This is a genomic window from Cupriavidus sp. 22TCCZM04-2 (genome assembly GCF_057798895.1).
Genome location: NZ_JBYOJS010000006.1, coordinates 1 through 12142 on the forward strand (window position 1 = coordinate 1; position 12142 = coordinate 12142).

At 62.2% G+C, this 12142-nt stretch carries 7 protein-coding genes; 5 read left to right on the forward strand and 2 right to left on the reverse strand.

The genetic code is table 11. The features are described 5' to 3' along the window. The first annotated feature begins 87 nt into the window (after nucleotides 1-87). Nucleotides 88-899, forward strand: a protein-coding gene (locus AC3FKG_RS11325) for an IS5 family transposase (RefSeq protein WP_488743105.1) whose coding sequence is annotated in 2 segments (ribosomal slippage) — nucleotides 88-427 and nucleotides 427-899 — 813 coding nt in all. Because the reading frame shifts where the segments join, the coding sequence is not laid out codon by codon here. A 471-nt stretch (nucleotides 900-1370) separates the two neighbouring features. Here the strand turns inward: AC3FKG_RS11325 and AC3FKG_RS11330 are convergent. After that, the gene (locus AC3FKG_RS11330; RefSeq protein ID WP_488743106.1) at nucleotides 1371-1889 is read right to left on the reverse strand and encodes a universal stress protein; all 519 of its coding nucleotides are present in this window, start codon (nucleotides 1887-1889) and stop codon (nucleotides 1371-1373) included. Nucleotides 1890-2175: 286 nt separating this feature from the next. On the opposite strand from AC3FKG_RS11330, the gene AC3FKG_RS11335 reads away from it, so the two are divergent. Further along, a complete protein-coding gene (locus AC3FKG_RS11335) occupies nucleotides 2176-4143 on the forward strand; it encodes an APC family permease (protein ID WP_488743107.1) in 1968 nt (655 codons plus the stop codon). A 267-nt stretch (nucleotides 4144-4410) separates the two neighbouring features. On the opposite strand, the gene AC3FKG_RS11340 is transcribed toward AC3FKG_RS11335, so the two are convergent. Then, entirely contained in the window at nucleotides 4411-5319 is a 909-nt protein-coding gene (locus AC3FKG_RS11340) for a LysR family transcriptional regulator (protein WP_133098205.1), read from the reverse strand. Nucleotides 5320-5416: 97 nt separating this feature from the next. On the opposite strand from AC3FKG_RS11340, the gene AC3FKG_RS11345 reads away from it, so the two are divergent. Genes AC3FKG_RS11345 through AC3FKG_RS11355 form a run of 3 tightly spaced genes read left to right on the forward strand, consistent with a single transcriptional unit; the run spans nucleotide 5417 to nucleotide 11305 of the window. Next, nucleotides 5417-8845: a molybdopterin-dependent oxidoreductase gene (locus tag AC3FKG_RS11345; RefSeq protein ID WP_488743108.1), complete on the forward strand. Its 3429-nt coding sequence runs from the start codon at nucleotides 5417-5419 to the stop codon at nucleotides 8843-8845. Nucleotides 8846-8879: 34 nt separating this feature from the next. After that, on the forward strand, nucleotides 8880-9824 hold the full coding sequence (gene lhpI, locus AC3FKG_RS11350) for a bifunctional Delta(1)-pyrroline-2-carboxylate/Delta(1)-piperideine-2-carboxylate reductase (RefSeq protein WP_488743109.1): 945 nt from the start codon (nucleotides 8880-8882) through the stop codon (nucleotides 9822-9824). A gap of 32 nt (nucleotides 9825-9856) precedes the next feature. Then, nucleotides 9857-11305, forward strand: coding sequence for a short-chain fatty acid transporter (locus tag AC3FKG_RS11355; protein WP_488743110.1), 1449 nt, complete (start codon nucleotides 9857-9859; stop codon nucleotides 11303-11305). Nucleotides 11306-12142 lie beyond the last annotated feature (837 nt).

Consider the following 12142-nt stretch of genomic DNA (forward strand, 5'->3'; position numbering starts at 1 on the left):
AGAAGCTGTTGCGAAATTACCCATAGGGTCTGTTAACTTTTTCGAGCCAGTGTTAACTTCCTGTCTTGTTTTGCCTGACAGGAAGCGATGCCCAGTGAACTGATAGACGACGAACTGTGGTCACTCATCGAACCGTTGCTGCCGGCGCGAGCGCCACGCAACCGCCGATATGCAGGGCGCAAGCCGACGCCGGACCGAGCGGTGCTAACTGGCATCGTGTTCGTTCTGCGCTCTGGCATCGCCTGGAACCTACTGCCGCAAGAGATGGGCTGTGGCTCGGGCACCGCCTGCTGGCGGCGGCTGGTTGCATGGCAGGAAGCTGGTGTCTGGCAATGCATCCACGAGACACTATTGGCCGAACTGCGCCGTCGCGGCCAACTCGACATGGCGCGCGCCATTGTCGACAGTTCCTCGGTTCGCGCCATGCTGGCGGGAAAAAAACTGGCCCGAACCCAACGGACCGGCGCAAGCTCGGCAGCAAGCATCACCTCATCGTCGACGCCCAAGGCATCCCGCTCGCGGTCATCCTGAGCGGCGCGAACTGCAACGACATCACGCAACTCGATGCGCTGGTCGAGGCGATACCTCCCATTCGCGGAAAGCACGGACGCCCTCTGCGCAAGCCGAAAATTGTCCAAGGCGACCGGGGCTACAGTTCCGAGCCACACCGACAGCGCTTGCGCAAGCGCGGCATCACGCCCGTGCTTGCCAAGATCGGCTCGCCTCACGGCAGTGGACTCGGCAAAACGCGCTGGGTCGTGGAGCGCTCGATTGCTTGGCTCCACTCCTTCAGGCGCTTGAAAATTCGATACGAACGATATGCCCATGTCCACGAAGCCTTCCTGTCACTTGCCTGTTCATTGATTTGCTGGAGCAGGCTAAAGCCCTGCATGAACTAATTTCGCAACAGCCTCTTAGGGAAACATCTCGGCCATAGGCCGGTGAAAATGAAAGGCCGTAACGGGGTAACCCTGAGTCAAGGCTGAAAGCGGCACCAACGCCAGGCAGAGGCGCAGGTTTGCAGAGGGAGGGAGGTTCGTCCGTCAAGTAGCCTGCAGGCAGGCTCAACGGAAAACACCACCTTGCTTGGCAGTCCTACGCATGCATACGCGGCTCGCCAACCATCACTGGTGACTTCCGTCGTCGAGATGATGAACGGCTTTGTCCTCCCTTCTCCCAAGGGCGTCCGTCAACCTGAACTGGAATACGAAGAGAGCGATTAACGCCAGCAACGCCAGGCCGGCCAGAACGATCCGATACCACATACGTTCCTCCGATGACTTTGCGCGATCCCGATCAATGAACAGTCGGAGTGTCAGCAAAGAAGTATCAGCACCCGCAGTCACATGCCGCGCGCAAGCAGGCGCAACTCATGCCGATGGATAGACGACAAGTTGAGGATTCGGGTGAACACGCTGCGGTTGAGGCTGCGGAAAATCGATCGTCGTGTCTTTGGTGCGGGAAGACTTCACCACCGTCACCGGCACGGAGGTTCTACGCATGACCTTTGCAGGCAGCCCGCCCCCGATGCAAGCCTTGATCTGCGACCAAACGCTCGCGCTCATCACAATGCTGTCGCAATGACTGGAGACCGCCGCGCTGGCAATCGTTCTGGCGGTCGCTCCGAGGCCGATGATCGCAGAGTAGCGCACGCCGGAATCGTCGAGGATTTCGCAGGCCCGCGCGAGCGCAGACTCGCCTTGACGGCGTTCGTACTCTCTTAGCTCGGCAAACGAATGAAACGCGCTCGCCCGACTGCGCTCAATGGGCGCCTGCACGTTCAGAAGTACCACCTCCGAAGCGCTGCCCTCCAGGGAGAGGAATGCGGCATATCGCACCGCGGCCAAAGCACACTCCGAACCGTCTACCGGTACAAGTAACTTGATCATGGTCAGGCTTATTCCCTTGTGCGGAACTGTCGCGATGACGCGGCCTCTAGTTCCCATGACTTAAGGGTAAGCAAGAGGAAGTACAACCTGCATCAAAAGTTGTCCGAGACAGATAAAAATCCCATAAAAATTTGCCTGGCTGGCGCCACTGCCTACGTTGCTTCCTTGGGTCAAGTTCCAAGTGCGCCTACATTAGTCGCAGGATCGAATGTGCCCCGTCTGGCTCATTGCGTGCCGGCACCGCTTTCGGACCGCCTCTCATGGCTCCCAGGCTAGGGGAACGACTATGGCGCAACCATCCCGATGGTGGACTTACCTGGCCGGCAAGCCGCTTGATCCCCTCGCACCCGCCACGCGCCATGCCATTGCCGTCGCCCCCGTGCTCGCCTGGGTCGGGCTCGGCGCTGACGGCCTATCCTCCTCGTGCTACGGGCCTGAAGAAGCGTTCCTGGCACTCGGCAGCCATACATCGCTGGCCCTTTTCCTTGCCCTCGCCACGGCCGCCACAGTGTTCATTATTGCAGTCGGCTACAACCAGGTCATCGAATTATTTCCGACCGGTGGCGGTGGCTATCGCGTTGCCTCGGCGCTGCTGGGGCCGCGACCCGGCCTCGTCTCCGGAGCTGCGCTGCTAGTCGACTACGTGCTCACCGTGGCGACATCCCTGGCCAGCGGCGTCGATGCGTTTTATAGCCTGCTGCCGCTTGGCGCCCAACCCTACAAGCTGGCAACGGAGATTGCGATCGTCGTCATCATGACGGTACTGAATTTCCGCGGCATGAAAGAATCGATCCTTGTCCTGCTACCGATCTTCATGGGCTTCGTGGTGCTGCATCTGGGGCTCATCGTGTACGGGGTTGTTGCCCATGCAGACAGCCTCGGCCGCGTGGTGCCTGACGCCGTCGGCGAGGCATCGACGATCTCGCAGGCACTCGGCCCCGTCGCGATGCTGGCGATCCTGATGCGCGCGTTTTCGCTGGGCGGCGGCACGTACACCGGGCTCGAAGCCGTTTCCAACAACGTTAATATGCTTGCCGAGCCTCGTGTCACTAACGGCAAGTGGACGATGTTCTATATGGCAACATCGTTGGCCTTCACGGCTGGCGGCATCATCCTGCTGTATATGCTGTGGCATGCCGCCCCCATCGATGGGCAGACACTGAATGCCGTGGTCTTCGCACGCGTCATCGACAGCTTCGGCCTTGGCTCGCCAACAGCAAGCCACGCACTTCTGGCAGCCGTGCTAGCGTTCGAGGCGGGATTGCTGTTGGTGGGAGCGCAAACCGGCTTTCTGGATGGGCCCGCGGTACTGTCAAACATGGCTGGCGACCATTGGGTTCCACGCCACTTCAGGGACCTGTCTACACGCCTGGTGCGACAGAACGGCATCATCGTAATGGGCGTGGCGAGCGCCCTAATCCTACTGTGGACGCATGGCCAGGTCGCCGTGCTTGTGGTGCTTTACAGTATCAACGTGTTCCTGACTTTCAGCCTGTCCCTGCTTGGCCTGTGCATCTACTGGTGGGGCCACAAGCAGGAGCCGCGCTGGATCGTCCGCTTCGGGCTGTCATTGTTGGGCCTGACGGTTACCGCATCGATTCTTGCCGTCACCGTGATCGAAAAGTTCACTTCTGGCGGCTGGCTTACCCTGTTGGTCACCGGCATCGTGATCACGCTCTGCGTCTTGGTGAAGCGTCACTATATGGCGACCAGAGCGGAACTTGCCAATACTGATGCGACCTTCGCCGGCAGCCCTCCTGGGGTTGACCCGGCGCGGGTTCTGCCGCTTGACCCGGCTAAGCCAACTGCCATTGTTCTGGTGGGAAAGCATCGCGGCGTGAGCATGCACGCCCTGCTCTGGATCCAACGTTTGTTCCCCGGCCACTTCCACAACTTCGTGTTCCTTGCGGTTGGCGAGGTCGATGCGCAGAGCTACGAGGGCCTGGAATCCTTGCACCGTCTGCAGCATACGATTGGAGAAGCCCTGCAGTACTACGTGGCCACCTGCCAGCGGCACGGACTGGCGGCCGACTCCCGGGCGGCATTCGGAACCAATCCCGTCATGGAATTCATGCGGCTTGTGGACGGGGCGACAACAGAGTTCCCGAATAGCGTCTGCTTTGCCAGCAAACTCATCTTTCGCCACGTCAATTTCCTGACGTCATGGCTGCACAACCAGACGCCTGGCGAGATCCAGGACCGTCTGCACCTGCAGGGTAAGCAGATGGTGCTGTTACCAATGAACGTTCACTGAGCGACGGAACCAGGCCTGACGCGTTCCCAGCTCGCGCACTTCCGTGCCGTTGCGAGACCCTTATAGGACTAGCGCATCGAATGACCGAAGCTCTTTGTTGAACGGCCGCTCTTGCCCAATGCCCTCAGCGTCTGTAAGGGGTCGGAAATCGCCATCCCGGCCCCGCCGTCTGGATGCCCACTAATTCACAAGAAATCGACTCGAACGCCAATAGAATCTGATCGCGATGATTGGCTACCGCAGTAGATCGGTGGCGAAGTAAAGGCGCTAGCGCAGCGTTTCCCTCAGCGCAACCCGCAAAAATTCCCGCAAGCTTTGCGTCTGCGGGTCTGCTCCGGCGTCGAGCCGCCAGATCAATCCGACGTCCATGGACGGCACCCTGTCAGAAAGGCCGCGCCGCAGGATGCGCTGCCCTTCAAGCGACCAGGGTCGATAAACAAGGTCGGACAGGATGGATACGCCGCGCCCCGACGCCACCAGACTGCGCACGGCCTCGATCGAACAGCTTTGCAGCCGCACGCTGGGCGAAAGCCCGTACTGTCCCCAATATTTGATCACGGTTGCAATATGTTCGTCCATGTCGAGCAAGATATAGTCGTGCTGCGCCACGTCGGACAGGCTTATCTCTTCCTGCTGCATCAGCGGATGGTCCGGATGCCCCCAGAGCTGACGCGCCGAGCGCAGCAGCGTTTCGCAGCCAACGTGCTGCATTTCAGGCAAGTTGGAAACCAGTAGCAAAGCGAGGTCGAGCTTGCCTGTCTGGATATGCGCCTCGATATCGCCGCGCGGTCGCTCCAATATCTGCAGTTCCAGTTGCGGAAATTTCTGTTCGAGGGCGGGCAGCAGCTTGGGCAGAACGTATGCCGTGATGGTCTCTGTGACGCCGAGGCGTACGACGCCTGTCAGCGCCGCAGGGGTGACCGCGGCCGCACTGACTGCCTCGCGCACCGCCACGTCGATCTGCTGCGCATGACGCAAGAAGCGGATGCCCGCAGCAGTCAGCTTTACCCCGGCGGCGTGCCGCGAGAACAGAGGCGCGCCCACGACATCCTCCAGCGCCTTGAGCGATGCCGTCATCGAGGACTGCGAAACGTGGCAGCGCTGTGCGGCGCGCGACACCTGTCCTGTCTCGGCAATGGCAACAAAGTGCTGTATCTGTTTCAGTGTCGGCAGCATCGATTTTTTCGATATTGCAATGTCAAAACTATGAATTAGCTATAACGCTCCATGCTAGCTAGCATCCAGCTCGAAGACAAGTTGCTGGGATCTGGCGATGAGCGAAATAGAAAAGAAGGGGTTCTGCACGTTGTGCCGTTCCCGATGCGGTACGGTCAACGTCCTCGACGGCGAGACGCTCGTCGCGGTCCGCCCCGACGGCGATCACCCCACCGGGAAAGCGATGTGCCTGAAGGGCAAGGCTGCCCCGGAACTGGTGCACAGCGCCGATCGGATCCTTTACCCGATGCGCAGGACCCATCCGAAAGGGGCGGACGATCCGGGCTGGGTACGCATTTCCTGGGACGAGGCGCTCGATGAAATCGCCGCGCGCCTGCTGCAGGCGCGCACCACACGCGGGGCGGAGTCCGTCGCGTTCGCGGTGACGACGCCTAGCGGTACCGCGCTGTCGGACAGCATCGACTGGATCGAGCGCTTTGTCCGGCTTTATGGCAGCCCGAACATCTGCTACGCCACCGAGATCTGCAACTGGCACAAGGACTTTGCACACGCCTTCACCTTCGGCTGCGGGATGCCGACGGCGGACTACCGCAATGCCGAACTGATCTTGCTGTGGGGGCACAATCCGACCAATACATGGCTGTCGCAAGCCGAGGCAATCGGCGCCGGTCGGGCGGGCGGCGCCCGGCTCATTGTGGTGGACCCGCGGCAGACAGCCCTCGCGGACGACGCCGACCAGTGGCTGCGCGTCAAGCCCGGCAGCGATGCTGCGCTGGCCATGGCGCTGGCCAACCTGATGATCGAAGCCAATGCTTTCGATATCGATTTTGTCAGGCGCTGGACCAATGGTCCGTTGCTCGTGCGCCAGGACAACGGTGACTTCCTCCGTGGGGGCGATATCGGCCTAGCGGATACGGATGCCCTGCTGGTCTGGGACGCGCGTCAGCGCATGGCGGTGCCGGCCGGCACAGGCGTCGATGACGCGCAGCGTATCGCACTGCGCGGTACCTTTGCCATCCCGCGGATCAGCGGCGGCGAGCGGGAGTCGCTGCTGTGCCAGCCGGCCTTCGATTTGTATGCCGCGGAGTGTGCACGCTATACGGTCGAACGCGCGGCCGCGCTCACGTGGATCCCGGAGGGCGATATCCGGCATGCGGCGAGCCTGATCGGAGCGGCGGGCCGCGTCGCGTATCACGCGTGGTCTGGGGTCGGTCAGCATGAGAACGCCACGCAGACGGAGCGCGCCATTGCGTGCCTGTATGCGTTGACGGGCAGCTTCGATCGCCGCGGCGGCAACCGTGTCTATTGCAAGCCTCCGTTCAACGCGGTAAGCCGGTTCGACTTGCTGAGCCCGGATCAGGCGCACAAGGCGCTGGGGCTGGAAGCGCGGCCGCTCGGTCCGCCGGCTCAAGGCTGGGTCACGGCGCCGGACCTCTACCGCGCGATCACGGACCACGCACCTTATGCGGTCACGTCGCTGATTGCGTTCGGCACCAATACGCTGTTGTCGCAGCCCGATGTGGCCCACGCAGAGCAGGCCCTGCGCGAGCTCGAGTTCTACGTGCATTGCGACCTCTTCGAGAACCCTAGCGCCAGGCACGCGGACATCCTACTGCCAGTGAACACGCCCTGGGAACGCGAGGGCCTGCGAATCGGCTTCGAGGTGTCCGCCGACGCCGAGCAGCTCGTGCAGTTGCGCCAGCGCATGGTCGCGCCGCGCGGCGAATCCCGCTCGGACAACGACATCGTGTTCGCACTGGCTGCGCGCATCGGGCTCGGCGAGGCCTTCTTCGGCGGCAGCCTTGAAGCTGGCTGGAACCACATGCTGGCGCCGACGGGGCTGACCGTGGCGGAGCTGCGCGACGCCCCCGAAGGGATACGCGTGCCGGTCGAGGATGTGGAGATGAAGTACGCGGCCGGCACCGACGGTCAGCCTTTCAAGACGCCGACGGGGCTGGTCGAGCTCTACTCCGAGCGCCTGCTCCATCACGGCTATTCGCCGCTGCCCGGCCTGCCAGAATCAGCATGGAACGATGCAGAACAGACAAGCGCATCGTTTCCCTATCTGATGACGTCGGCGAAGAACGGCTACTACTGTCACAGCCAGCAACGCGGCGTGGCGTCCTTGCGCCGCAAGGCATTGCTGCCGCAGCTCGATATCTCCAGCGACATCGCCGCGGCCAGGAATATCCGCGCGGGAGATCCCGTCCGGGTGTCTACGCCGGCCGGCAGCGCGCTATTTACCGCGCGCGTCCAGCCAGGCCTGCATCCCGCCGTGCTGGTTGGGGAGTATGGATGGTGGCAAGGGTGCGACCCCATGGGGCAACAGCCCACCGCCGTGCTTGGCACGGACAGCGCAAACTTCAACGCACTGATCGATGCGACCCGACAGGATCCGGTTAGCGGTTCCTCGCCGCTGCGATCCTGCCGCTGCAACGTGGAACGCGACGCAATGCTCGATATACGACGCAGGCGCTGGGAAGGATATCGAGCGTTCCGCATCGTCGGACTGCGCAAGGAGGTAACCGATGTGACTGCTGTGGACGTGGAGCCTGCCGACGGCGGCCCGCTGCCGGACTACCTGCCAGGCCAACACGTGACCATCAGGCTCTGTGTCGACACGGGCCAACAGGAGGTGGTTCGCTCCTATTCGCTGACCGGACCCGCGGTCGTCGCCGACCGCCGCCGCTATGCGATCGCCGTGCGGCATGCGAGGGCGCGGCTCGCCAGCGGCGAGGTCGTGTCCGGCGTCGCCTCGTCCTTCATCAACACGCGACTGGCGATCGGCGACACGATCGAACTGCGCGCACCCACTGGCACATTCGTCATGCCAACGCGTACAGCAAGACCGTTGGTCCTGCTTGCGGGGGGCATCGGCATCACCCCGTTCCTCAATCTGCTGGAATCGCTAGTCGGTCAACAGGAGCCGCCCCGGATGCTGTTGCTCTATGCGAACCAGAATGGCACCACGCACGCTTTCAGGGACCGGCTGCGCGAACTGGGAGCGCTGATCCCCGCACTCACGGTGATCAATTTCTATGACGCTCCCGCGGATGGCGACATCCTCGGCAGCGACTTCCAGGTGCATGGGCGCGTCACTGCGGCGGCCGTGCCGGACGCGCTGCTGGCCTCGCGTCCGCTGGTCTACATGTGCGGGCCCGACGCCATGATGACGGCGTTTGCCGCCGGGCTGGCCGTGAGAGGCGTGCCACGCTTCGATATCCAGAAGGAATTTTTCCGTTCGCCAACGGTGCGGCGGATCGAGGCGGGTCAGGCCTTCCAGGTTCAGTTCCGCAGGTCTGACATCACGCTTTCGTGGCGCTCCGAGCATGGCCCCCTGCTTGGCTTCGCCGAGGCGGCGGACATTCGGCTGCCCAGCGGCTGCCGCGTCGGCCAGTGCGAGAGCTGCGCCGTCCGGATCGTATCCGGAACCGTACACCACTTGCATGGCGAGGCGCCCGATGACCCCGGCGTATGCCTGGCGTGCCAGGCGGTGCCTGCCAGCGACCTCGTCATTGACGCATGAATCGCCATTCCCATTATCTTGAAGAGTTATCGCTATGCTGAACATCGATGCGCCCACCACGCGGGCGTCCCTGCCATTCGACCGCCTTGTCACAGCCCTAATGAACGCGTTCGCATCGGGTTGCGAGGCGCCGCTTCGGCACAGCCATACGGTCACGGCCACGCCGGGCGAGCCCGGCACGCTTTTGCTGATGCCTGCGTGGAATGCGGCAAGTGGGTACATGGGCGTCAAGACAGTGTGCGTTTATCCCGGCAACCACGGGCGCAAACTACCGGGGCTCTATTCGACCTACATCTTGTACCGTGCGGAGACAGGCAAGCCGCTGGCGTTGATCGATGGCAATGAGATTACTTCCCGACGGACGGCCGCGGCGTCGGCCCTCGCGGCGTCCTTCCTGTGCCGCGCGGACGCGAGTTCCATGCTGGTGCTAGGCGCCGGCCGCGTGGCCAGTCTGCTTCCCTATGCCTATCGCACCGTGCGCCAAATCCGGCGCGTCGCGGTGTGGGATATCGACACGGGCCAGGCCCACCGGCTCGTTGCCCGCCTGTGCGCCGACGGCTTTGATGCCGATGTGGTCGCCCGGCTCGATGAAGACACCTGTGCCGTGGATATCGTCAGCGCGGCAACGTTGTCCACCGAGCCGCTGATCCGCAGGGAATACCTGCGCCCCGGCACCCACGTCGACCTGATCGGGGGCTTCACCCCTGCCATGCGAGAGGCCGATGACGCGTGTTTCGATGGCACGTCGGTGTTTGTTGATACGGACGAGGCCTTCCGCAAGGCCGGTGACTTGCTGTCGCCTATCGCCAACGGCGTGATCGGCCCCGAAGAGATTCTCAGCGACCTGGCCGGCCTGTGCAGGGACGAGCATGCAGGAAGGCGCTCGGCGCAGGAGATCACGGTGTTCAAGGCGGTGGGGACCGCACTGGAAGACCTGGCCGCGGCAGCCATGTGTTTCGAAGCCGTGACGAACGATTAGAACGATATAGGAAACTGCCAAAGGAGTTCAGCATGAAAGAGACAACAAGCATGGCATTCCCGGATGCCGGGAAGCGGCAACAAGGCGGACTGGAACGCCTTGCGATACGGGTGACTGACTGGTCCGAGCGGTGGTTCCCGGACTCGTATATTTTTGCGGCCATCGCCGTGGTCGTGGTGGCGTTGGGCGCAATGTTGGTGGGCGCGCCAGCGCAGGCCGTGGCGAAGGCCTTTGGCGACGGCTACTGGAGCCTGATCCCTTTCACCATGCAGATGGCCGTGGTCGCGATTGCCGGCTACGCGGTGGCGGTGTCGCCGCCGGCAGCCATGCTGATCAACCATCTGGCAGCCTTTCCGCGGACAGCGCGCGGTGCCGTGGCTTTCGTCGCACTCGTGAGCCTGTCGACGTCCCTGCTCAACTGGGCAATCAGTTTGATCTTCAGTGGCTTGCTGGTACGCGCAATTGCCAGGCGGCGCGGCTTCCGTGTCGACTACAGGGCAGCCAGCGCGGCAGCCTACCTTGGCATGGGGGCAACCTGGGCACTGGGACTCAGCTCCTCCGCCGCGCAGCTACAGGCAAATGCCGCCAGCCTGCCCAAATCTCTGCTGGATATCACCGGGGTCATCCCGTTCTCCGATACGATCTTTCTTTGGCAATCTATGGCGATGACCGCCGTATTGATCGTCGTGTCCCTGGCCGTGGCGTACTTCTCGGCCCCTACCGAGGCGCGTGCTCGCACGGCGGCCGATATGGGGGTTGACCTGAACGATGCCGATGAGGCAGTCGCCCGGCCATCTCGGCCAGGTGAATGGCTGGAATACAGTCCGATCCTGACGTTGGTTCTGGTCGCCATGGGCGCGAGCTGGCTCTATCAGGAGTTTTCGACCAAGAATCCGATTCTCGCCATCTCCAACCTGAATACCTACAACTTCCTGTTCTTGCTGATCGGCATGCTGCTGAACTGGCGTCCGAAGCGCTTTCTGCGCGCCGTCGCGAAGTCCGTGCCATCCACGGCAGGCGTCCTGATCCAGTTTCCGCTGTATGGCGGCATTGCCTTTATCCTGACCAAGGCGACCGGCGGCAACGGCGCCCCGCTGTCGCACCATCTGGCGTCAGCCTTTGTCTCCATGGCGACCACGGAGTCGTTCTCGGCGGTCATGGGGGTGTATTCCGCCGTGCTCGGCTTCTTCGTACCGTCCGGCGGCGGCAAGTGGATCATCGAAGCTCCTTACGTGATGCAGGCCGCCAACGAACTAAAGGTCCACCTTGGCTGGGCAGTACAGGCCTACAACGCCGCTGAAGCGCTGCCAAATTTGATCAATCCTTTTTGGATGCTGCCGTTGCTCGGTGTGCTCGGCATCCGGGCCAAGGACGTGGTCGGCTTCACCTTCACCCAGTTGCTGGTGCATACGCCGTTGGTTCTGTTCATGTTATGGGCTTTCGCCGCGACGCTTTCCTACAATCCTCCGGTGATGCCCTGACAGCGCCTTGAAATGGTGCTTGCCGTGTATGCGCGCGGGGATACCACTTCGCAGGTCAGCGATGAGCATTCGATCGCCACCTCCAGGGAGGCCGCTCGGCGAAGGCAGCTAGCGGCCATCAACGGGCACTCCTCTGCTGGAACAGATAGACGTTAACATAACCTGTTCCGGATCGGCAGGCGCCATTCGTCACCTGAGGCAGGGGCCTGACGCACACGGCTTTTCGTTTGGGTACTCGACAGTTCGGACGAACGCCAAAAGAAGCTTTGCAGCTTTTCCGCATGTCCTCCTTATCGCATGACACGTTGCCGTACTCTACCCTCACGCCAAGAGCTCCGCGCCTGCCGGTCCGGCATAGTACAGCCCTCGCTCGGTCGTCTGAACCCAGCGCCGGACAACCTTATTGCCGCGCTTCCCGATCACGACGACCGTAGAATACGCGTCGAAGACGAAATCTTTCTGCCTGCATCGGAATGGTCCCGTACTCCGGGGCGGCAATACTGGCGGTCACCGCGCGCAGGCAAGGGCCATCTCCGCAAGGGAGCAGCCCCCCCCTTGACGCTGACGCTGCGGGCAATCCCGATCGCTGTTTAGGGCCGCCTGCACAGCCGGTCTTTACAAAATACCGCTCCCACCTATCGCGTTGCCGTTCATACATAACGCCGACGAAGCGGACACGGCAGGGGCACCCGCCACCTGCCTAACCAGCGACAAAGCGGCTTGAACCAGTCGTCGCTGCGCATTATGTGGGCTAGCGTACATCGAACTGCAATGTTTAACGGCATAGATGACCAGCAGCACAAGTGGCATTGGCATGATGTGATGGCAAGCGCCCTG